The sequence below is a fragment of the Leifsonia shinshuensis genome, from assembly GCF_013410375.1.
Lineage (GTDB): Bacteria > Actinomycetota > Actinomycetes > Actinomycetales > Microbacteriaceae > Leifsonia > Leifsonia shinshuensis.
This window is the reverse complement of record NZ_JACCFL010000001.1, coordinates 4,040,938-4,063,382: the sequence shown is the minus strand read 5'-3', so window position 1 is coordinate 4,063,382 and position 22,445 is coordinate 4,040,938. Positions and strand designations below refer to the sequence as shown.

20 protein-coding genes are annotated in these 22,445 nt (G+C 65.0%); 3 read left to right on the top strand and 17 right to left on the bottom strand.

The genetic code is table 11. The features are described from left to right. Window positions 1-267 precede the first annotated feature (267 nt). From purU to HNR13_RS19570, 3 genes are read right to left on the bottom strand one after another with little or no spacing between them, the layout of a single operon-like run. Window positions 268-1,143 (bottom strand): formyltetrahydrofolate deformylase, encoded by an 876-nt coding sequence (gene purU, locus HNR13_RS19580; protein WP_179608432.1) that lies wholly within the window; start codon window positions 1,141-1,143, stop codon window positions 268-270. Continuing rightward, window positions 1,140-2,021 carry a methylenetetrahydrofolate reductase gene (locus HNR13_RS19575; RefSeq protein WP_179608430.1) on the bottom strand — a complete coding sequence of 294 codons (882 nt, stop codon included), beginning with the start codon at window positions 2,019-2,021 and terminating at the stop codon, window positions 1,140-1,142. Before HNR13_RS19575 ends, purU begins: the two co-directional genes overlap by 4 nt. A gap of 19 nt (window positions 2,022-2,040) precedes the next feature. Then, a complete protein-coding gene (locus tag HNR13_RS19570; protein ID WP_179608428.1) occupies window positions 2,041-3,399 on the bottom strand; it encodes an aminomethyl transferase family protein in 1,359 nt (452 codons plus the stop codon). 121 nt (window positions 3,400-3,520) lie between these two features. Here HNR13_RS19570 and HNR13_RS19565 point away from each other — a divergent pair, with 121 nt between their 5' ends. Beyond that, window positions 3,521-4,438, top strand: a complete 918-nt coding sequence (locus HNR13_RS19565) for a LysR family transcriptional regulator (protein WP_343063672.1) — start codon at window positions 3,521-3,523, stop codon at window positions 4,436-4,438. 7 nt (window positions 4,439-4,445) lie between these two features. Here the strand turns inward: HNR13_RS19565 and HNR13_RS19560 are convergent, their stop codons facing one another. The 14 genes from HNR13_RS19560 to HNR13_RS19490 all read right to left on the bottom strand — a co-directional run bounded on the left by HNR13_RS19560 (window position 4,446) and on the right by HNR13_RS19490 (window position 20,251). Beyond that, window positions 4,446-5,396 (bottom strand): VOC family protein, encoded by a 951-nt coding sequence (locus HNR13_RS19560; protein ID WP_179608424.1) that lies wholly within the window; start codon window positions 5,394-5,396, stop codon window positions 4,446-4,448. 28 nt (window positions 5,397-5,424) lie between these two features. After that, a complete protein-coding gene (locus tag HNR13_RS19555; protein WP_179608422.1) occupies window positions 5,425-6,519 on the bottom strand; it encodes a 4-oxalomesaconate tautomerase in 1,095 nt (364 codons plus the stop codon). Continuing rightward, window positions 6,506-7,207 (bottom strand): 4-carboxy-4-hydroxy-2-oxoadipate aldolase/oxaloacetate decarboxylase, encoded by a 702-nt coding sequence (locus tag HNR13_RS19550; protein ID WP_179608421.1) that lies wholly within the window; start codon window positions 7,205-7,207, stop codon window positions 6,506-6,508. The genes HNR13_RS19555 and HNR13_RS19550 overlap by 14 nt, the downstream gene beginning before the upstream one ends. After that, window positions 7,204-7,962: a PIG-L deacetylase family protein gene (locus tag HNR13_RS19545; protein ID WP_179608419.1), complete on the bottom strand. Its 759-nt coding sequence runs from the start codon at window positions 7,960-7,962 to the stop codon at window positions 7,204-7,206. The genes HNR13_RS19550 and HNR13_RS19545 overlap by 4 nt, the downstream gene beginning before the upstream one ends. A gap of 132 nt (window positions 7,963-8,094) precedes the next feature. Next, the gene (locus tag HNR13_RS19540) at window positions 8,095-8,871 is read right to left on the bottom strand and encodes an NAD(P)-binding domain-containing protein (protein ID WP_179608417.1); all 777 of its coding nucleotides are present in this window, start codon (window positions 8,869-8,871) and stop codon (window positions 8,095-8,097) included. Between the two features lie 40 nt (window positions 8,872-8,911). Beyond that, window positions 8,912-9,568: a GntR family transcriptional regulator gene (locus HNR13_RS19535; protein WP_179608415.1), complete on the bottom strand. Its 657-nt coding sequence runs from the start codon at window positions 9,566-9,568 to the stop codon at window positions 8,912-8,914. A 58-nt stretch (window positions 9,569-9,626) separates the two neighbouring features. After that, the gene (locus tag HNR13_RS19530) at window positions 9,627-10,550 is read right to left on the bottom strand and encodes an FUSC family protein (protein ID WP_179608413.1); all 924 of its coding nucleotides are present in this window, start codon (window positions 10,548-10,550) and stop codon (window positions 9,627-9,629) included. Between the two features lie 131 nt (window positions 10,551-10,681). Further along, the gene (locus HNR13_RS19525; protein WP_179608411.1) at window positions 10,682-11,812 is read right to left on the bottom strand and encodes a Gfo/Idh/MocA family protein; all 1,131 of its coding nucleotides are present in this window, start codon (window positions 11,810-11,812) and stop codon (window positions 10,682-10,684) included. After that, window positions 11,809-13,017, bottom strand: a complete 1,209-nt coding sequence (locus HNR13_RS19520; protein ID WP_179608410.1) for a lactonase family protein — start codon at window positions 13,015-13,017, stop codon at window positions 11,809-11,811. Before HNR13_RS19520 ends, HNR13_RS19525 begins: the two co-directional genes overlap by 4 nt. A 1,117-nt stretch (window positions 13,018-14,134) precedes the next feature. Further along, window positions 14,135-14,620, bottom strand: a complete 486-nt coding sequence (locus HNR13_RS21750; protein WP_179608408.1) for a C-glycoside deglycosidase beta subunit domain-containing protein — start codon at window positions 14,618-14,620, stop codon at window positions 14,135-14,137. Window positions 14,621-14,631: 11 nt separating this feature from the next. Continuing rightward, entirely contained in the window at window positions 14,632-16,302 is a 1,671-nt protein-coding gene (locus tag HNR13_RS19505) for a GMC oxidoreductase (RefSeq protein WP_179608406.1), read from the bottom strand. A 145-nt stretch (window positions 16,303-16,447) separates the two neighbouring features. After that, a complete protein-coding gene (locus HNR13_RS19500) occupies window positions 16,448-17,803 on the bottom strand; it encodes an MFS transporter (protein WP_281369289.1) in 1,356 nt (451 codons plus the stop codon). 95 nt (window positions 17,804-17,898) lie between these two features. After that, window positions 17,899-19,119 carry an ROK family transcriptional regulator gene (locus tag HNR13_RS19495; protein ID WP_179608403.1) on the bottom strand — a complete coding sequence of 407 codons (1,221 nt, stop codon included), beginning with the start codon at window positions 19,117-19,119 and terminating at the stop codon, window positions 17,899-17,901. Window positions 19,120-19,237: 118 nt separating this feature from the next. After that, window positions 19,238-20,251 carry a sugar ABC transporter substrate-binding protein gene (locus HNR13_RS19490; RefSeq protein WP_179608401.1) on the bottom strand — a complete coding sequence of 338 codons (1,014 nt, stop codon included), beginning with the start codon at window positions 20,249-20,251 and terminating at the stop codon, window positions 19,238-19,240. 248 nt (window positions 20,252-20,499) lie between these two features. On the opposite strand from HNR13_RS19490, the gene HNR13_RS19485 reads away from it, so the two are divergent. After that, window positions 20,500-21,348 carry an ATP-binding cassette domain-containing protein gene (locus tag HNR13_RS19485; RefSeq protein WP_218881273.1) on the top strand — a complete coding sequence of 283 codons (849 nt, stop codon included), beginning with the start codon at window positions 20,500-20,502 and terminating at the stop codon, window positions 21,346-21,348. Next, window positions 21,345-22,445 carry an ABC transporter permease gene (locus HNR13_RS19480; protein WP_179608398.1) on the top strand — a complete coding sequence of 367 codons (1,101 nt, stop codon included), beginning with the start codon at window positions 21,345-21,347 and terminating at the stop codon, window positions 22,443-22,445. The genes HNR13_RS19485 and HNR13_RS19480 overlap by 4 nt, the downstream gene beginning before the upstream one ends.

The following is a 22,445-nucleotide window of genomic DNA, read 5'->3' as shown; positions in this document are numbered from 1 at the left end:
CGCGGGGAGGAGCATCGCGCTCCGTTCCGTCGGCAGCGGTTGAGGACATGACCACGATCGGCCTTCACTGGGTCGCGGACGGAGCCTCGTCGAGAATCGCGAGTGTCTCGCGGCACCACTGGCAGACGTGACAACCTCAAACGCATACGGCGTAGTCGCCTTTTCATTCGCGCTTCGCGCCGACGGGCCGAACCCGTGTAACCGACGACTCGCGGAGAACGCGGCGCCGTCGCCCTGTTCACATGGCTCCGGGGTGTTGATTGAGGTTTAGAACACGATCGTTTGATTCCCGTGACGGATGACGCGGTCTTCCGCGTGCCATTGGACGGCGCGGGATAGGACGGCCCGCTCGACGTATGCACCTCGTGCTTGAAGATCGGCGGCGCTCATGCGGTGATCGACGCGCGCTACATCCTGCTCGATGATCGGACCCTCGTCGAGATCCGCGGTGACGTAGTGCGACGTTGCGCCGATCAGCTTCACACCCCTCTCTTTGGCCCGCTTGTACGGGGCGGCGCCGATGAAGGCGGGAAGGAAAGAGTGGTGGATGTTGATCACCGGAACACCTAGTTTGTCGAGGAAACCGTCGGTCAGGATCTGCATGTACCGGGCGAGGACGACGAAGTCCACATTGCCGATCAGCAGTTCGAGGATCGCGGCTTCGGCTGCGGACTTGTCCGCCCCTTGAGACGGAACGTGGAAGAATGGCACGCCGAACGAGCGGACGTCCTCCTCCGTGTTCGTGTGGTTCGCGATGACCATCGGGATGGTGACGGGCAGCTCGCCTCGGCGGTGCCGCCACAGCAGTTCCAACAGGCAGTGGTCTGCTGTGGATGCGAGGATCGCCATTCGCTTCGGAATTGACCGATCGGTCAACTGCCACTGCATTGTGTACGGCTCGAGGAGGTCCACGAGCTGTTCTCGCAGATCCGGAAGAGCTGCCGAAAGGTCGGACTTGTGGAAGACGACGCGCTGGAAGAACGCTCCCCCGGCGGGGTTGTCGGAGTACTGATCTAGCGACACGATGTTGCCGTCGATCCGGGAGATCCAGTCGGAGATCGTCGCCACGAGCCCAGGCTGGTCTGGGCCGTGCACGATCAGGCAGCCGTGGTCTAGAAGCGGGGCGACGGTTGCGTCGCTCATCGGCGGGCCCCTTCCAGGGTGAACCGCTGAGCCCACTCCGCCGTCGCGCGAAGACCGCCGAAGGCGTAGAGATGCATCTTCACATCCTTTGCGAGCCCCTGCTCCGTGAGCTGCGTAGCAAGGCTGGCGACGAAACGGTCAGGCCCCGCCGTTCCCAGCAGGTTGGTCAGCGAGAATCCGTATTTCTTGACGATCATCGCGTTGGCGCCGATGCCGAACCGCCGCGCGAAACCGAGAAGCCTTTTGACTCCGGCCGGACCGGGGACGCCCACGCGGACGGGAGCATCGATTCCTCGGGAGCGCAGCTCTCGGATCCATGCGACGACGGGCTCCGTGTCGAATCCGAACTGCGTGACGATGACGGTCTGGAGGCCGCGCTCGCGTAGGGTCTCCACCTTTGCTTCTAGGTGTTCCCACAACGCCGAGTTTGGGATGTCGGGGTGCCCCTCCGGGTAACCTGCGATCCCCACCTCTCGGACGCCGTGGCGCTCAAGGACGCCGGAGCGGATCAGGGTGAGCGCGTCCGGATACGGTCCGGCGGCCTCCGAAGGGTCGCCCCCGATAACGAAGACCTTGTCGATGGCCTGGACCTCTGCGAGACGATCCAGGAATCTCGCCAGCTCCTGCTCCGAGGTCAATCGCCGTGCTGCGATGTGCGGAACAGGCAGGAGACCGTGTTCGCGGACGGCGCGAGCCGCCGTCACTCGTTGCTCGAGGTCCTCCGCGCCCAGGTATGTCACGTTCACGCGGGTCCCGTGCGGGAGCGCATCTCGTGCCTCGTCAAGACCGGGGACATCTTTGCCGGTCATTTCGATCGAATAGTCGTCGAGGAATGCGATCACGTGTTCTCCCGAGAGCTCGACAGCGGTGTCGGACATCGGTCCACCTGCTTCCTTGTCAGTTCTTGCGGTAGTTCTCGCGAGCGAAGGTGGAGTACGGCGCCGGCTGGACAGTCGCGCGAACTGTCGCCTGGCGGTGGGCTTCGACGGTCGGCTTTGCCGAGTTCGGGGATTCGCCCCAGACGACGGTCACTTCGGTGCCAGGCTCGGCGTGCTCGAGGTCTATCGTGGCGAGCGAGACGAACGCCTGCTCGTTGGTGATGTAGCCGGCGTCGGTGGAGATTCCGACGAGTCGGCCATCGACCTCGACCCGGTCAACCTGGTAGAGGCCATAGCGGGCCTTGGGGAACTCGATGTACTTGGCGGGAGTGCCCGGCTCGTACTGCGACCGCTGGATGGCGGCGACGTCTTCGGGGTTCCAGACGAGGGTGACCTTCTTGCGCTTCTGGTTCGCGGCGTGCTTCTCGAGGGCTTCGCGCCCGATGAAGTCGTGGTCGAACGCGACCGTACGGCCGTAGCCGATGTCGTAGGGCGTCAGGTAGTAGTCTTCAATGTTCTCCTGGAGCAGGCTTCCGGCGATGGAGCCGATGCGATCCGCGGGGAGCCAGTTGAGGTACTCCTCGGTGCGCTCGCCCGTGAAGATCGCGGGCAGCGGTGAGGGCACCCACGCGGACTCGAGGTTCGCGGTGGAGTAAGCCCGGGCACCGGCCAGAACGAGGCCGAACTCCTCGCCGTGCCGCAGGATGGCGTTGCGGACCGTTTCACGCTCAGCCCAGGGTCCGAACAGCTCGAAACCGGGCATGCCGGCCATGCCGTGCCGCAGGGACCGGACGGTGACGCCGTCGATCGTCAGCGTGGCAGTGCCGAAGAACTTGGTCTCGGGGGCTGGTCCCCCAATCACCTTTTCGAGAAGCGAGAGAGCGTTGGGGCCCTGGATCTCGTAGCGGTAGAGTACCGGGTCCTTGCCGGGCTCGCGGAGCAGGGTGTTCCAGTCGCGTTCGAAGGTGACGTCGTAGTCGCCCGTCTTCGCGATGAACTCGACCCAGTCGAGCACCATGTACCAGCCGACGAGATCGAAGGAGTTCTCCTCCAGATAGAAGAGGACGGCATCGCCGATGAGGTAACCCTCGTAGTTGACGCCGACGAACTGCTTGGCGTCTCCGACCTTGAAGTTCGAGAAGTTGTTGACGCCCGTGTCTGACAGCAGCTTGAGCGCGTCGGGGCCCTTGATGAAGAGGTCCGTCATGTGGTGCGACTGGTCGAGCAGAGCGACCGTGCTCCGCCATGACCGCTGCTCGGAGCGCCAGTTGGTGAACTCCGGCGTGACCGGGAAGATCGAAGGCTTGGCGGGCGCGTCGCGAAGTGCGTCGACGACGCCGCCTGCGTTCGCGATCGTCTCGGCTGCCGTACCGGGCATGGGAACTCCTTTGTCCAGGGAAAGTTGCCCTACGAGGCTAAGATTCATCACACTAAGTCGGCAAGAGCATCTGCGTTAGCAGTGCTAATGTAGAAAGAAACCGCGCTAACGGAGGTGCGCCATCGATCTGAACCTGATCCGCGTGATGGTCGCGGTGTACGAGACGCGGAGCCTCACCATGGCCGGCGAGCGGCTCTTCGTGACGCAGTCCGCGATCAGCCAGGCCCTCGGACGCCTTCGGAACCAGTTCGACGATGCACTCTTTGTCCGCGTCGGACGCGAGATGCAGCCGACCCCCCTTGCCGACTCCGTCTTCGTCGACTTCCGCGCTGCGCTCGCACGTGTCGAACAGGCGCTTGATTCCGTCCACGGCTTCCAACCGTCGGACTCGGAGCGCGTCTTCCGAATCGCGCTTTCCGAGCTCGGCGAGATCGGTTGGCTACCCGCCATCCACGCCGCGGTACGAGCCGAAGCGCCACGCGCTCGGGTTGACGTCGTTCCGCTCGAGACCGACAGACTCGCAGAGTGGCTGGACCGCGGGTCCGTGGACTTGGCCGTGACGCCGTCCGACCTGCCATTGGAGTACGAGCGTTCACCGGTGAAGCAGGAGAATTACCGGGTGCTCATGTCGGCCACGAACCGCCTGGCAGACGGCGACATGACGATCGAGCGGTATCAGCATGCCGTGCACGCCGCTGTAACAAGTGATTCAGGCGCTCATCTTCTCGAAGCGGCTCAGCGACACGCTGGGGCGGCGATCATCCCGCGCGTGACCGTCCAGCATTTCGCGACACTGCCACGGCTGATCGCCGAGAGCGACGAACTGGTCGTCACGATTCCAACCGCCATCGCGATGGGCTGGGCCTCCACGTGGCCCATCGTCATCAAGAAGCTACCTTTCGAAATGGCGCCGATCGAGCTCAACCTGTACCGTCGCCGGACCACTCAGGGCACCGGTGCGCTGAACTGGTTCTACTCGACCGTCGCACGAGCGATCCAAGGCTCCGCGGGCGAGTTCTCCGCGATCCGAGTGGGATAGCCCGAACTCAGACGATCGGCGTCCCATGCGTGTGGAAGGTCTCGATGGTCTTCATGCCCCACGCCTGGCCCTTCTTGCGCTCCTCTTCGGACCACTCGACCACCGGCTGGTCCGGGTCGAGAAGGAGTCGCGCTCCGGCGTTGGCGAACTCGATGCGGTTGCCCCCGGGCTCCCAGACATAGAGGAAGAAGGTCTGGTTGATGGCGTGCTTGTGCGGCCCCGACTCGATGTGGATGCCGTTCTCGAGGAAGATGTCGGCACCCTTGAGGATGTCCTCCCTCGTGTCGGGGGCGAAAGCGATGTGGTGCAGACGATTGCCATGCTTGGTCCAGTCGTCTGAGTAGACAACGTCGTAGGACTTGAGCGAGAAGTGGAACCACCACGCGGCGAGCTTTCCGTTGTCGAGCTTGATCCGCTCCGACTCCCGCCCTCCGAGCGCGGCGGCGATGAACTCTCCATTGGCCTCCACATCCTTGGCCAGGAAATTGATGTGGTCCAGACGACGAGCGTTGACCCCGCGACCGGGGTAGGCGGATGCCTGGTTCTTCAGCGCCGGGCGGTCTTCGTCCGACGCCACATAGCGTTCGGTGTCGTAGTAGATGCCCATCTCGTGGCCGTCAGGGTCACGGAAGAGGAAGGTGCGCCCAGTACCCACTTCGCCTTCGACCCAGCCCTCACCGAGGCCCGCGCCATCGATCGCGGCGACGCGACGCTCGAGCGCTTCGGGAGACGCGGCGCGGAACGACGTGCGCCCGACGCCGGCTGCGTCCGACGCAGTCAGTTTGATCGTGTACTGCTGGTACTCGTCCCAGCAGCGGAGATACGCGGAGTCCCCAACGCGGGTGACCTCTCGCATCGCGAGAAGGTCCTTGAAGAACCACAGGCTCTCCTCGAATTTCGGGGTGAGCAGTTCGACGTTGGCTAGGTGTGCGACGTCGAAGGCGGTGTAGTCGGCCATCGGTGTTCCTCTCTGAAGACGGATGAAGCTAGAGACGCGGCCTGGGGAAGACGAGGCCGTCGAAGATCTTGCGGGCGGTGCGCAGCGACGTGGACGTTCCGGTCCACTCACCGTCGGCGTTTCGCTCGACGCGGACGCGGGCGGGGAAGATCCCGGTCGGGTGCTCGATGTCGAAGACATCCGAGTCCGGGAGCCGCGCGAGGTCGGAACCGACGGCGCCCGGGATCGCGATACCCGCGGCAACCGATGCAGCCATGAGTACACCGATCGACGTGTGCACGCGCTTCGGAATGAATCCGCGGGTGCCGATTGCGCCGCCGTTCGTCGGCGCCGAAAGCAGGAACATCTTCGGGACGGTCTGGTCGGTCACATCGCCGAGCCCCATCATCCTGCCTGCTTCGAGACGCACATGCTCAAGCTCCTGGGTAAGGTCCGTCCGGCTCTCGAGCACCTCCGGATCTTCGTCTCCGGATACTCCGAGCTCGCCGGCGTCGAGGAGTACAACAGGCATTCCGTTGTCGACGATGGTCACACGATGTCCGCGGATCTCGTCCGTGACGTTGCCCGTGGGCAGCAGCGGCTTCGTGCCGGCCTGCATCTCGAGGTCGATCGGGCAAGCAGTGCCGGGAACGCCATCGATCTCCGCCGCGCCGTCATAGTCGGGCCGGCCGCCCGGCGTGGCGAAGACCGCCGTCGCCACGTCTCCCGTGTTCACCAGACGGATGCGCACACTGGTGGTTTCGTGGCCAGGCGCAATTAGGCCGCGCTCAACTGCGAACGGGCCGACTCCGGCGAGGAGATTGCCGCAGGTCTGCGCATCGCTCACGACAGGTTTGTCCACCACCACCTGGAGGAAGAGATAGTCGATGTCGATTCCCGGCTCGGTCGAGCGGGACACGATCGCGACCTTGCTCGTCAGAGGATGCGCGCCGCCGAGACCATCGATCTGGGCCTGGTCGGGACTTCCCATGATTCGGAGCATCAAGTTGTCGCGGGTCAGCGGCTCCGCAGGCACATCCGAGGCGAGGAAGTACGCGCCCTTCGATGTCCCACCGCGCATGAGCATGCAGCGGATGCCGTCACGGACAGCCGGCTCCACAGCGGGGCTTTCAGTGGGCGTCATAATCCTGCTGCGTGACCCACCGGACGCCCAGCAGGGTGAGGGTGTCGCGAAGGCCCTTGCGATCGAGGCTGAGCTCACCGCCGCGGTACGCTTCGCGGTCCGCGGCCTCCTTGTCCACCCGGGTGTCAGACGCGGCGAGCGCCGCCTCAGCCTCGGCGCGTGGCACGACCATCACACCGTCGTCGTCGGCGATGACGACATCACCCGCGTGAATCGTCACCCCGCCGACGACGACGGGAATGTTCACCGACCCGGCCGTCGCCTTGACCGTGCCCTGGGCATTGATCGCGCTCGACCAGACCGGGAATTCCATGTCTCGCAGATCCACGACATCGCGAACGCCGGTCGTCGTCACCAGACCGCGGACGCCGCGCACCTGCAGCGCCGTCGCGAAGAGTTCGCCGAACGCGCCGTCGGTGGAGGGTGACGTGGTCGAGACGACAAGGATGTCGCCCTCCTCGCACTGCTCGACAGCAGCGTGGATCATCAGGTTGTCACCCGGCCACGACGAGACCGTGACAGCGGATCCCGCGATGCGGGCGCCGTCCTGGATCGGCCGAATGCCAGCGCCGACGAGACCGACGCGGCCCAGCGCCTCGTGCACCGTAGCGACTCCGTGCTCGGCGAGCGCGTCGATCGTCGCCGCGTCCGCCCGAGCGATGTCGGTTACGATGACCGGGCCGGTCACGCGAGCTCCCCGGTCACCTGCGGGTAGTAGCGCACGTACGCCTCGCCCATCGTCTCGTGGGGAAGACCCAGGTTGGGTCCCGCATTGCGCTTGACCTGGACGCCTCGACGGATCGCGAGATCGGTGTAGTAGGTCCACATGTGCTTCTGGGCGGGCAGGCACTCCATCGCGGCGCGCTTCTTGGGGAAGGCCTCGGTGATGTCCAGCAGCACGTTCGGCTTGAAGTCCGACTGCTCGGGCTGGTGCGGCTCGAAGAAGAACACCGGAGGGGCCCCGATGATCTCTTCCTTGGACGGGAACGATCCGTCGGAGTTGGCCACCCCGATCGCTTGAGCGAGCACGCGCGCCTGGAGGGCCATGCGGGCGGCTGCGGGATGGTCGCCGTTGTACGGGTCTGCGAGCGGATGTGTCAGGACCACGGTCGGCTGGACTCGGCGGAACACGTCCACGAGCTTCGCCACAGCTTCCGGGGACTCCACGAGCGGATAGTCGCCCAGGTCGAGGAACTCGATGTCGGCTCCGAGCGCAGCCGCCGCAGCCTCCGCCTCCCCTCGACGGATCTGCTTGATCTCGTCGAGGTCCTTGCCGGCGAGCCATTGCGACGCCGACTCACCGCGCTCACCGTACGAGAGGCAGACCACGGTCGCACGCTCACCGCGCAACACCGCCGCGGCGATCGCGCCGCCGGCTCGCCAGACGAAATCGCCCGCATGGGCGCTCACTACGAGCAGCGAAGCCGCTGTCGACTCGGTCATGTTGTGCCTCCCGCCCTGGCCCGCTACTGCGCGAGCATTCGATCTTCCGACAGCAAATCACAGAGCAGCACATTGGTCAACAAATTGGCGCCAATTCATGTGCCACTTTCCGAACGGGGACGCCGGGTGAGGTCATCGCTCGGTTCGGATGCGCTCGAACCAGGCGAGAGTCGCGCGTGTCATATCCGCGTGCTGGTCCGACGCCTCGAGCATGTGCAGCGCATCTTCGACCTCGTGCGTGCGCCGTTCGATGTGCTCATACGTGCCCGTGATCAACCGGTCGACGAGCTGGCGCCCGTCAGGGCCGAGTTCCGCGGACATCTGTTCTGTGATCCACTCCTCCGCCCCGGCGCTTCTCGCTGCGCTGACGCTTTCGATGACGAGGGCCGCCAGACCCTTCATGAAGACGCTGCGGAGGAGCTTGAGCCGCGCCGCGTCGCCGGCCACGGCGCCGGACACGGTGATGGGAACCCCGAGCGGTGCGAGGAGGTCGACCAGGGTCTCCGCCCCGGCTCCGCTTGCGAGGAGCGGCGTCTTGAAACCGGCCCGCGGCACCGGTGCGAGAACAGCGACGTCTGCCATCAACGCTCCATGGCTGGCGGCCTCATCGGCGATCTGCGACTTCACGTCCGGCGCCACCGTGTTCAAGTCGGCGAAGACCGCACCGTTGGGCATTACGGTCAAGAAGTCATGCGCTACAGCCACAGCGGCCCGTCCGCCGACGAGGCTCAGCACGACGTCGACATCGGGGGCGAGATCCTCGGGGGTCGCCATCTGTTCGACGCGGGGGTCGCCTAGCTCCCGGAACGGATCGTAACCGCGAACCCGGGCGCCGGCGTCGGCGAGTCCCGTCGCATACAAGGCCCCGGCTTCCCCGAGTCCCACGACACCGATGGTGACGTCGGTCATGTGTTCTCCTGTCTGAGGTCCGCTAAGGAGCCGACTCCTGTCATGCTTCGAGCCGACGGAGCACGTCGATCACGGAGGCGAGGTGGACCTTGGTCGCCCGTTCGGCAGCGTCCGGATCCCTTGCCAGGACGGCATCGATGATCGCGGCGTGCTCAACCGCTGAAACCCGTGCACGGTCGGGTACGAACCCGATGCGGAACTGGTGGCGAGCCGATTGCCCAGCGAGCCGTTCGAGCAGCTCGTTCGCGGTTTGGTGGTCGCCGATGACGCGCAGGGCGCGGTCGAGCTCCTGATGCAGTCGCGAGTACTCGATGAGGTTTCCCGTGGCGACGGAAGTCACGATCTTGTCTCGGAGTTCCTCGAGTTCGCGAGCGGTGCTCGGAGTGAGATTCTCTGCTGCGCGACGGGCGACGAGCACTTCCAGGCCGATTCGCGCCTCCACGATCTCGATGGCCTCATCGATGCTGATCGCGCGCACACGCGCACCCCGGTTGGGCAACTGCTCGATGAGCCCTTCGCTCTCGAGGGTGAGGAAGGCGGCCCGCACAGCTGCGCGCGAGACACCGTACCGCTCGCTGAGATCGATAGCGACCAGTCTCTGGTTCGGAGCGTACTCGGATGCGAGGATTGCATCGCGAAGAGCCGCCGTCACATCAATCCGTTGGCGAGGCGCTGCCTCGACTGTCGCTGTCGGCATCTGACAGCCTCCCCTCGATCGTCACCGGCCGCGGAAAGCGGTCGGCGCATTGGCTCCATTATCGGCGCCAATGTGCCACCAGCCGAGCGAGCACGAGAAGTCCGAAGGCGACGACCGTGCCGATGACCGTGGCGATGACGCGATCGGTGACGAGCGTGGCCGCGGGTTCGGGTGAGGCGAATGAGGTGAGGATCAGCGCGAGCGGAGTGATAAAGACGACCGCGATGCCGTAGTTGCGGTCCACGAAGAGCTCGACGAGGAACTGGAGGAGGCCCACCAGCACGACGCGCATCCAGTCCGTCGGCAAGAACGACAGCAGCAGGAACGCGAGCGCGGACCCGAGGAGGGTGCCGAACAGTCGAAGCGCTCCCCTCCCGAGCCTGTTCGTCAAGCCGACTCCGACCAGAGGAACCGTTGCCGAGACGGCGGCCCAGTACGCGTGTCCGACTCCGAACGCCAGTGCGAGTCCGCCCGCGATGATCGGGGCGATCGCCGAAACTGTCACTTGCTCGAGGAACTCGAAGCTGACGATGGTGGAGCGCTTCGGTTTGAGCGTCACGAACTCGGCTTGGGCTGCGATTTGCAACAGGTAGACGGCCTGCCCGACCACCGCACCGAAGACCGCCGCGAGGGCGCTGGCGACGAAGGCGGTCTGAACGTCTGCCAGTTCATGCCCCTGCGCCGCGATCGTCCCCGTCGCGAACACCAGGAACAGCGAAGGCGACGGGACCCAGCCCAACCTGTCCGCGGCGAGCAACCCGGCGACGGACACCAGTGACATGGCTGGCAGCGCGAGCAACCCGCTATCGGCGTTCGCTCCGACAAGGACGCCCACGCACACTGCGAAGACCAGGAGGGCGCCGGCGCCGAGCTGCGTCAGCAGACGCGGGATCGGTGGCAGCCGCTTGCCGTAGACCGCGCTGAGCGACCCGAAGACCGCGTAGGCGAGCAGGTCGGTGCGGTCAAGAGCGACCAGCAGCACCAGCGGACCGGTGACGCCGATGCCGACCTGGATCGCTCCCCAGTGGTTCTGCCGGTTCGGCCCGAGATGGAGGATCTCCGACCAGACATTCCGCCCGCCGGCTCGAACACGTCGGATGGCTCCGGTGGAGATCATGAGGACCTCGGGACCTCCACCCACCGGCCGGCCCTGTCGGATTCGATGACGGCGTCCACGATGTGGTTCGAGCGTGCGCCGTCTGCGAAGCGCGGAAGCCCTTCCCGGGTTCCCCCCCGAACGGTCGCGTACGTGTCGGCGACGAAGTTCTCGAAGCACTGGGCGTAGCCCTGTGCATGGCCGGCGGGCAGTGCCGACAGCCGACGCTGCTCAGACGATCCCCGTCCCGGGTCACGCTGGAGGATCTCTGCCGACGCTTCCGACCCCAGCCACACCGACTCCGGGTTCTCCTGGTCGAAGACTGCGGAGCGCTCTGCTCCGTCGAACTCGAACCACAGCCGGTTCTTCCGCCCTGCAGAGACCTGCGAGATGACCACGGAGCCGGTCACGCCTGAGGCCGTCCGGAACACGACGGTCGCTGCGTCCTCGGTGTCGACGTCGACGAGCGGCCCGTCTGACTTTCCGCCGCCGAAGGCCGCGGTCGAGGTTGCCGGGCGCGTGGGCACGGTCGTCGACATCGCGGCGAAGACCGATGCGATGCGCTCGCCGGTCACGAACTCCATGAGGTCGCACCAGTGCGAGCCGATGTCCGCGAATGCACGCGAGGGCCCTCCTACCTTGGAATCCACTCGCCAACTCGTCGCCGATGGAGACAGGAGCCAGTCCTGCAGGTAGCTGCCGTGAAGCAATTGCCACCGCCCGAACTCACCCGCGGCAGCGCGTGCGCGGATTTCGCGGACGAGCGGGTGATAGCGATAGACGAACGGCACGGCCGCGATCCGTCCGGACGCGGCAGCGAGGTGCGTGAGGCGATCGGCTTCCGCACTCGATGTCGCCAACGGCTTCTCGCAGATCACGTGGGCGCCGGCTTCGATGGCCGCTTCCACATGCTCCGAGTGGAACGCGTTCGGTGTACAGACGTGTACGACATCCGGCTGGAGCGCCGCCAGTTCGTTCGCGGACAGGATCGGGTGGGTGTTCCACTCTCGTGCGACTTCGGCTGACCGTTTCGGGGTGGATGCCATGGCACCGACGAGTTCCGCTCCGGCCAGGACGGACGCCCGGCGATGGACTTCGCCGATCATGCCGGTCCCGAGGATGGCGACGCGGGGGCCGCGCGCGCTCATGATGCGAGCTCCGCGAATTCGATGAACGCCGGGTCCGGCAGGGAAAGCTCGGAGAGCTCGGTCAGTGCGCCGGTCGTGCGGTCGACGCGGTACGCCCTGATGAGGCCGGCCGGCCGGTCGGCGATCAGCACGGTATCGGCCGATGGCGTGAAGGCGAAACTGCGTGCGGCCAGTCCGGGGTGGAGCGATTTCGCCAGCGCTACGTGTCCGCGTCGAGCAAGAGACTTGTCGGGCATGATTTCGAACCATGCGAGGGAATCCTCGCCGCGGTTGTTCACGTAGAGGAATCTGCCGTCGGGATGGAGGCGCAGATCCGCCGGCTCGTTGAGGCCGGTGAAGCCGTCCGCTGTGGAGGAGGCACTGTCGATCAGTTCGAACGTTCCCGTCTCTGGGTCGAATCCGAGAGATGCGACTTCGGAGGAGAACTCGCAGGTCAGCAGCGCATGCGTTCCGCTCGTATCGAAAACGAGATGGCGCGGGCCGGTCTGCTGCCGCATCGCGAACTCGCTGACCAACGTGAGCGTGTCCGAAAGCTCGAAGACGGAAATGACGTCCGTCCCCTTGTCGCAGACGATGACGTACCTCGCAGAGGGATCGATCACTGCACTGTGAGCGTGCGCGCTCGCCTGGCCGTGGCCGCCGGCTTGCGGAGAGTCGTTCGGGTCGAGCCCGTGTCCAGCGAGGACGACGACATCGCGGAGCACGTCGAGTGAGCCGTCGGGTTTGACGCTGTAGAGCAGGACTGCCGAGTCGTCGTACACGTACTCGACCGTCCAGCCTTCAGCCGTGCGGACGATCTGCTCCACGTGGTCGAAGCTCCCGTGGCTGGCGCACACGAGCGCCCGACGCTTCTCGTCAAAGTCGAGGTAGGTGGGGAACGGAGCCGGTGCGATGAGCGTGTTCAGCCGGGTGAGCGATCCGTCGGCCTGGTCGACCTTGAACGCGCGGACCGAGGCGGGTGCTCGCACTGGTCCCCGGCCGTCGGTCTTGCGCTCGTCGACCGCGTAGAGCGTGCCGGTGGATGGCGCGTATTTGAGGTAGCCCGCCTCCTCCGGCACACTTGTGGCGCTGAGGACGGAGAGTGCTGCGCCGTCGTCCTGCACCTCGACGACAGTGATACCACCTCCGCCATCCGCCGGGCCGCTGGCGTAGCTGCCCACGAAGGCGACCAGCCTGCCGCTCGAGGGTGTGGATGAATCGGTCATGATGCGATCAGTCTCGCAAGCATCTCCTGGTGCCGGCGCACCTGTTCCACTTCGTTCTCGAGGTCCTCGACGCCACGGTCCTGGAAGTAGCGCTGTCCCTCATACTCGGTGTCGATGTATCCGTCGTATCCGCCATCCTTGAGCGCCTGCACCACGGGGGCGTAGTCGATCGAGATGTCCTGATACTGCCCGGGGCGGCCAGGGATCTCCGACATGTTGTTGAACTTGCCGTGGATGTGCGTGATCCGGCCGGTGAGCTCGCGCAGCGTGTCGGTCGATGTGTGCGACAGCATCAAGGCTTCGGAGACGACCGTGTAGTCGAGATCGGTCGGGTTCTCGACGCGGTCGTTGGTCACTGCGATGACGCCGTTGAATGCGTCGGTGAATTCGGGGGACGTCTCCCGGGTGCGGATGAATCGGCCGAAGTCGGCACGCAGGTTGCCCGCGGTGTGCCGGGACATGTCGATGTGCCCGAACGGCGCCTTTCCGTCGCGCAGCTCCAGCGACAGGTCGACGACCGCATCGCACGCGCTCTGCTGGGCGCCCTTGCGCTTGTACCAGTCGAGCTGCACGTCGGAAGGCCGGAACTGGAAGATGCCGAGGTCGGGCACGAGTCCGACGTGTTCGCTGCCGGTGCGCTCCGCCAGATCCAGGATCTCGCGCGCCTGCGGCCCTTCGAGCACCATCGGCTGGTGCAGTTCCTTGCCGAGTTTCACATCGAGTTTCTCGGCGTGCGGCAACGCCTTCTCGATGACCTCGATCGGAACCACCGACAGCGTCCGGACGATGTTGAATCCGAGCGACTTCGCCAGCGTGATGTCGTGGATGAGCCGGTCGGCGCACTCGTCGTAGCTCATGACGTGGTCGCGGAACTGCAGGACGTCCATGCCGACATCCATCGCCACGGGCTTCGTGCCGTACTGCTCCATCCACGAGAACCACTCGCGAGTGAACTCAGCGCCCGGGTCCGGGTAGTGCAGCGACATCTCGTCGACGATCTCGATGCCGTCGGCGCCGCCGAGGTTGGTGCCGACCTCGCGGATCTGTCCTTCGAGGTCGAGCTCTTTGAAGAACTGCGTCTGCTGGTAGCTGTAGAGCGAGACTCCGCGCTTGATGGTCATCGGTTCTCCTGGGTGCTGCTCGCGACGGGACTGGTCAGGGTCAGGTCGTAGCTGATGATCTGGGGGGTCTTGTCGGAACCCGCCCCGCTGCCGGGCACGGGCGGGTTCTTCACCCACTCCTCGTCGGTCGGGAGGTATCCGTAGGCAGCCAGCACGGACTGCTGCAACCGGACGGTGTGGGGCCCCTCCGACAGGCCGCCGGGCGCGGCCATGTGGAGGATGCCTTCGTCGTCGTAGTCCCAGTGCTCCCACACGGCCGTCTTGAGCTCCTCGAACGTCCGCGGTGCCTGCCCGTTGATCTCGAACGTCTGCACGCTGGTCGGGTAGTTCACACCGTCGACTTCGATGAAGTAGCCGTTGTGGAGGGAGAGGAAGACGCCGCGGTAGTTCGCGTGCCGGACGGCAAGAGAAAATCCCACGGTCTCGCCATCGACGACGTCGTTGCGGAGGCTGTCGGAGCGGATCAGGAAGTTGTCGAACATGCTGTCTCCCGTCAGAGCGCGCCGGCGGCGTGCTGGTCGGCGATGTACTCGCACGCACGAGCGGTCATCGCCATGATGGTCAGGGTTGGTCCTACGGCACCGTTGGTGACGTAGGCACTTGCGTCGGTCACGAAGAGGTTCGGCACGTCCCAGCTCTGATTGAACTCGTTGAGCACGGAGGTCTTCGGGTCGGATCCAATGCGGGCGCCGCCGCACTCGTGGATCGCGGCGCCCATCGAGACGCTCTTCTTGAAGGCGAGGACGAAGAGTGCGCGGCTGAACGGGTCGGCGTTCGGCCATACCTTCTTGGAGTCCAGGCCGAGTGGAGAGCCGGCGAAGTTGATCCGGTATCCGCTGGCCAGAGCCATTTCCTTGAGACCGGCCACCTGGGCGCGCATGAGCTCTCGCTCGTTGTCCGTGATGCCGAGGCGGATGCGCGGTACGGGGATGCCCCAGCGGTCCTTGATGGCGCGGCTGATGCTGACGTTGTTCTCGCGATAGGCCGGGATCTCGCCGAAGCCCATCAGACCCACCGTTCCGCCGTGGCCTTCAGGGACCGGGATGCGACCGACCGTCCCCTGCATCGCCCAACCATGCTCGAAGTTCGGGTTGGTGATCCCGTCGACGTTGTCGAACTGCGGGATGTAGATGCCGCCAACCGGCGGGTAGTACGGGTCGGGCGGTGCTGGGTCGATGCGCTCGAAGCCGGGACGGCTCGGGTCGTCGCCGAACAGCAGGCTGGGCGTCTGGTCCATGAAGTACTTGCCGAGCAGACCGGACGAATTGCCGAGACCGTCCGGGTGGCCGTCGGTGGCCGAGTTGAGCATCAGGCGGATCGACTCAATCGTCGACGCGCACAGCACGATGACGTCCGCCTTGACCGTGTACTCCTTCTTAGTGATCCGGTCGATGAAGACGACGCCGTCCGCCTTGCCAGTGGAACGGTCGATGGTGACGCGGCTCACGACCGCGTTCATCCGCTCGGTGAGCCGGCCGGTCTCACGTGCGGCGACGACGCCCAGCGGCACGCGGTGGAGGTTGGGGGCGGCGTAGCGCCACGGAATGACCTTCCGCTCGGGCCAGCGCTCTTCGACGACCTTCTTGAACTGCTTCTCCGATTCGGTGAGAAGTGACGGACCGCGGTAGCGACCGTCAGGCAGGTTGGGAATGCCATCCTTCTCGCCGTAGAGCCCGAGGAACTCCTCGATTCGGTCGTAGTACGGTTCTAGGTCCGAATACGAGATCGGCCAATCCTCACCACGGCCGGTCAGCGTCTTGCCCTTGAACTCGTGATCCGACGCACGCAACAGCATCCGTCCGTAGGAGTGGAAGCGGCCGCCGAGCTGCTGCCCACGGATCCAGAGGAAGTTGCCATCCTTGGTCGTGTACGGCTGCTGCAGGTCGTTGACCAGGAACGGGTCCTTCTGCGGCTGGTACATGGCTCGGCGCGCCTGCACGTACTGACCGCGCAGGAACGCCCGGGCGCGACCGAAGAGGTCGATGCTCATCGCAGCGGGAGGGGTCGGAGGGCCGGGGACGAAGTCGTCCTCGGTGATGTCGCGGCCGGCCTCCAGGAGGAGGACATCCATCCCGCGCTCCGTGAGCTCTTTGACGGCGGTCGAGCCGGCGGGGCCGGAGCCGACGACGAGCGCGTCGTAGCGCTTATTCAGTACTTCGTTCATTATTCTTCTCAGCCTTGTCTGCGTGTGGTCCAACGGGTGCGTTCACAAGAACGGAGTCGGCCCTCGCAGCTCACGGAGACCGAGGCGCTGAGCGCGGCGGCGATCGCGGCACTCGCTCTCATTCAGGTGGAGAAGAGTCATGGGGTCACGCGCTCTCCGAGGCGGCGCTAACAGTGCTGGGGATCGTCGCTCCGGACTGCTCCTCGGCGCCGAGCACGGTCAGCGGCTTCTTGCGGTCGTACCGGAAGAAGATGATCCAGACCACGGCGGTGATGATCGCCGACACGATGGGGATGATCCAGATCGGTGTCCACGCTGCCGGGCCGGCGTGCGGGTCGGCGCCGACGGTGCCCGCGTAGACAAAGCCGGAGAAGAGGGAGCCGAAGAACTGGCCGAAGCCCGAGACCACAAGGATCAGCATGCTCTGGGCCTGTGCCGAGAACTGAACTGGAGCAACACGGCCGATGTACATGGCCGCCAGCACGAGGAAGAAGTCGTTGCATATACCCTGAAGCGCGACGGCGAGGACGGCGACCCAGGTGTGGTCGTTAGCAGCGACGATGAAGAGCGCGAAACGAACGCCCCACATCACCATGCCGCCGAGGAGGGCCCACTTCATGCCGAGGTACTTCACCGCGAATGGGATCGTGATCACGAAGACCACCTCAGCGGCCTGGCCGATCGCCAGCACGCCTGCGACGTTCTGGATGCCGAGAGCGCCGAGGAACGGAGACGCGTAGGTGTTGTAGACGCCAAGCGCAACGGCGGTAAGGAGGGAGCAGATCATCAGAACTGCGAAGTTGCGGTACTTCAGGAGGCTGAAGGCCTTCGCACCTACGAGGTCGCCGAGCGAGAAACGCGCTCCCTTGGCCGGAGCTGGTGTCGACGGGAGGGTGAAGGAGTAGACGCCGAAGATGAAGCTGGCGATCGCCGTGACGTAGAAGAGGTTCGTTGAGGCCGAAAGTCCGAGGGCGCCGACCCCGAGTCCGGCGATGACCCAGCCGAGGGTGCCGAACACGCGGATGTACGGGAAGGCCTTCTGGTTGGTGCCAAGGTGCCTAAAGGCGATGGAGTTGGCGAGCCCAAGCGTGGGCTGGAAGAAAAGCATGTAGACGAAGATCAGCGTCAGGGTGAGGCCGCCGTTGCCGGACGCGATGATTGTCGGGAGGAGTGCCATAACAATGCCGCCGGCGATCTGCGCGAGGGCCAGGGCCTTCTGCGATGCCAGGAACCGGTCGCCGATTGCTCCGAGGAGCATCGGGGACGCGATCGCAGCGACGGCCGCGAGCGTGTACGCCGGTCCGATGATCGCGCCGAGACCGTGGGTCGCCAGGACGAGACCGAAGGTCGCGAACCACGATCCGAACACGACGAACTCGAGCAGCATCATGAGAGTGAGGCGGACGAACACGCCGGGACGGCCACTGATGGTCTCATCGGTTGAGAGTGCGGAGACAGCCGCTGTCGGTGTCTCGTTGTCGCTGGTGAGCTGATTCCTCATCATTGAGTTCCTAAACTGTTTGTTTCTTGAAGTGTTGGGCCTTTGTTTGCGGCTTTTTCATGCTAAGTCCCGAATGGTTTACACGTCAACCCGCGCTAAACCATTTCTTGTTCGTACGATGTTCGTAGGTTGACCCACTCGGGGAGTTCGCCGAGGAGGGTTTCCTGTTGTTCCAGGCCGGCTGCGAGCGCCCCCAACAGGACCACATCGTCAACAAGTTCAGCAGGCCGGAGCTCGATGGTGGGCGAAACCGCACGAAGGCTCGCGATCTCTGCGGCGGACCGTACGCCTTGGATAAGTGGCTCTCCAGCGGCGCGGAGATCGCCGCCCACAGCGATAACCTCCGGCGCCATCGTCTTCCCGACGTTTCCGAGGGCGCGGCCGATCAGCCTGCCCGCCTCGTAGAACGCGCCGCGCGCTGCGAGATCACCCGAGCGCGCGCCTTCGATGATGTCCCCCAGAGACAGCATGTCGGTGTTCACCGAGGCTAGAGACGCGAGGAGAGCTGCCTCCGACGCGTAGGTGGTGAGGCATCCGCGGCTGCCGCAGAAGCAGAGCGGCCCCGACGGATCCACGACCATGTGACCGATTTCGCCCGCTAAGCCGTCGGCCCCGCGGTAGACCTTTCCGGCGAGGATGAAGGCTCCACCGATATGAGCGGAACACAGTGCATAGAAGAACGAGTCGTGACCGCGACCAGCTCCCCAGGTCCATTCGGCGAGGCCTGCGAGGTTGGCATCGTTGTCCACGATGACCGTTGCGCCGAGTGCGGCCTCGAGTTCGCTGGCGATGGCCACTTCCTGCCACCCCGGGAGATGAGCGGCCGCCCAGGACGCGACGGAGCCTGAACGACGCGCGATCGGTCCCTGGACGGCGACGGATACGACATCTACTTCATTCGCATCGATGCCCGCCTCTAGCAATGCTTCGCCGATGAGCTGGCTTGCTCGCTTGGGCCCGGCATCACTCTCGGCTACTACCGCCTCCGACACGTCGGTCCGGCGTTCGTTGGTGAAGTCGAAGACCGCGACGCGCAGCGCAGACGCCCCCACCTGGACCGCGATGACGACCTTATGCTTGGGCACGAGGGCAACGAGGGACTCTCGCCCGTTCGTCGAGCTCGTCTCCACTAGCCCTCGGTCGCGAAGCGACCGCACGATCACATTGACTGTCGACGCACTCAGAGACGTCGAGCGTGCCAGGGCGGCCTGAGAGGAGGGGCCGAGTCGCAGCGCTTCGATGACCCGCTTGACATTCGCCTGCCGGAACCCGGATTGACCTCGGCGTCTATCGAACGCTGCGGTGGGTGTGTTCATTCGTATTGCCGCCTTCCCATCCGCCGGTTCTGAATCGTTGGTCGTCGCGACCACGCGGTGCGGGTGACGCCCCTTGGCCGCCCGCACCGCGTCGTACGAGCCGATCGCAGTGGACCGCCTACTTGCAGGAGGCGGTGTACACCCAGTCACTGTTGGCAGAATCGTCCACGTTCTTCGACGTGAGGAGCTTCTGCGGGATGCCGGTGGTGTCACTTGTTGGCTTGATCGCGGACGGTGTCTTCTGGGTCTTGAGGAAGTCGACGAGCGTGCTCAGCTGCTCGGCCCCGATCTTTTTGGGCGCTTGAGCGACGAGCCCGGTGATTGTGCCGTCCTTGAGCGCGGCGACCTCCGGCGGCGTAGCGTCGAGGGCGATCACGGTGATCTTCCCCGCTTTGCCCGCAGCCTTCACGGCCGCAGCGGTCGCGGCACCGTCTGGACCGTCCGCGGCGACGATCACCTGGAGGTCGGGGTTGGCCACAATGAGCGAGGACACGGCCTGCGTGGCTTTGGACGAGTCGAACTGGGTGTAGACCGGGTCGAGCGCGGTCAGGCCCGAACGCCCCTTGAGGATCGCCTGAACGACCGGGTTCAGACGGTTCTCGACCGGTACCAGGCCGGGGACGCCGTTGATGATCGCCAGCTTGCCGGAGGCATCCTTGGGGACGAGGGCGACGGTGTCATCGACGAAGTCCAGGTGGGTGACATCCGTCCCGACGATCTTGTACTGGGAGGGAGGGGTCGTCGCGTTGAGCGTGACGATCGGCACACCCTGGCTCATCAGGGTCTGGTACTGGCTGACGAACTGGTCCGGATTGAGCGGGTTGACGAACATCCCGTTCGGGTTGGTCAGCTTGGCGGAGTTGAAGCTCTGGTCGAATGCTGCCGTGTCGGCCGAGGTCGATGAGAACTCCTTGTAGGTCACGCCGAGCTTCTTGGCTTCCTGGCTGGCCCCACAACCGATGGAGGTCCAGAACGGGTCGAACGTGTTGCCGAAGACTCCGGCGATCGTGATGCCCTTGGTGCTGCCGGACGTGTCCGCGGGGACGGATGCGACCGAACTGCAGGCGGCAAGCCCGACGGTGAGGGATGCTGCGGCGAGGACGCCGGCGGTGCGGCGAGCGTATCTGTGCATGACTGCCTTCCTGGGGTGCGGAGTGGGAGACAGGTTCGAGTCCATGTCACCCCGTTGTGATTGGGACGGTCGATAACGACCACACCCAAAAGGTGAATCATCAAACCGTCAAAGTCAAGGTTTTTGGGAAAAATTATTAAGTAACTGTTGCAATTTACGGTTCCAATCGTCAAAATCATTCGAGACAATGAAGTTTCCCGGCTCCGTAGTCCCTAACGATGCGGAACCCGAGTGCAAAGGAGCGCGACGTGAGAGACGACTCACTACCCGACGCGGGCAACCGGCCCCGATCCGGCGCTGACGATTCCGTAGCGAACGGAAACACGGCCCTGGCAACCCCAGGTGTGGCGATCGCCGCACGCAACGTGAGCAAACAGTTCGGCCACGTGCACGCACTGCGCGATGCTTCGCTCACCGCGCACCACGGCGAGATCGTCGCCCTGTTCGGCGACAACGGTGCCGGAAAGTCGACCTTCCTCCGCATCCTCCAAGGAAGTCACAAACCGGACAACGGCGAGGTCATCGTCGATGACCAGCCGGTCGTGATGACCTCCGTACGCGATGCGCAGAGGCTCGGCGTGGACACGGTCTACCAAGACCTCTCCTTGGCCCCTGACCTGAGTGTCGTAGACAACATGTTCCTGGGCGACGAAATCCTCACCGGCGGTGCAGGCGGCCTGTTAGGCATCCTGGACCGCAAGGAGATGGAGGAGCGGACGGACGCCGCGCTTCGTGAGTTGTCGATCGCTCTTCCTTCGCTGACCGTCCCTATCCGCGATCTCTCCGGCGGTCAGCGTCAGGCCGTCGCAGTCGCCCGATCTGTCATGCGATCGACGACGGCAGTCCTCCTCGACGAGCCGACCGCCGCTCTCGGCGCTCGGCAGTCCGAGCTCGTCTGCGATCTCATGCGCCGCGTCGCCGACCGGGGCCTCGGAGTCGTGGTCGTGTCACACGATCTTCCCCGAGTTCTCGGCCTTGCCGACCGCGTCGTCATCCTCTGGCGCGGCGAGACCGTCCTGGACAGCCCGGCCGCCGACCTCACCGTCCCCGAAGTCGTCGCGACGATGGTCGGCTACAAGAAGGAACAAGCATCATGAGCACCCCGACCCCGACGCCGACGCCTGCGCCTGCGCCTGCGACAGATTGGCGCACCACAGCCACCCCGGCCATCGACACACGAGCGACTAAGCCGAAGCCGTGGTGGCAGAAGACGCTGTCCAGTCGCGCCACCTCCATCCTGCTGTTGGACATTGTGCTGTTCATCTTCTTCAGCATCGTCACACATGGGCTTTTCGCCTCTCTCGGCAGCATTCAGGCGCTTCTGCTCACCGGAACCGAAGCGCTGCTCCTTGCTCTCGGCCTGACAATGCTGCTCGGCGCCGGGATCTTCGACCTGTCGCTTGGAGCGAACCTGGTCCTGTCATCGGTGGTCGGCGCGACGATCATGAAGGCGGTCGTCGCACCGGATGCGGCGGGCAACGTCACCGGCAACCTCGGGCTGGGGATCTTCGCCGGTCTCGTGGCTGCAGTCCTCACCGGCGCGATCTTCGGTCTCGTGAATGGCATCCTCGTGGCGTACGGGCGGATCAACGCCTTGATCGCAACGCTGGGAACGCTCGGCGTCGGAACCGGTCTCGCACTAGTGATCAGCGGCGGTGCGGACCTCGGAGGCCTTCCTGCGCAGCTGCAGTCGGGCTTCGGCCTCGCGGCAGTCGGTCCGATCCCCTTGCCGACGATCGTTGCCATCGTCGCGGCGGTGATCCTCTTCCTCGTGGTTCGTTTCACTCGGTTCGGGATGCGGACGCTCGCGATCGGCTCGTCCCGTCCTTCGGCAGAACGTGTAGGTATCCGGGTACCCGCGCATCTTCTCAAGCTGACCATCATGGCGGGCGCGCTGGCCGGCATCGCTGGATTCATCAACATCGCGCACTTCGCCGGCACGAGCATCAATGGTCACGCCAATGACGCGCTCAACGCGGTGACTGCGGCCGTCATCGGTGGAACGCTCCTGGAAGGTGGCCGGATCTCCATCCTCGGAACGGTCTGGGGCGCCGCTCTCGCCGTGATCCTCCAGGGCGGTCTGGTGATGATCGGTGTCTCGTCCTACTACCAGCTCATGGCAGTGGGCATCGTCCTGATCATCGCGGTCGGCCTCGACCGGATCAGCTACGTCCGACGCCGAGCAACCACCTAA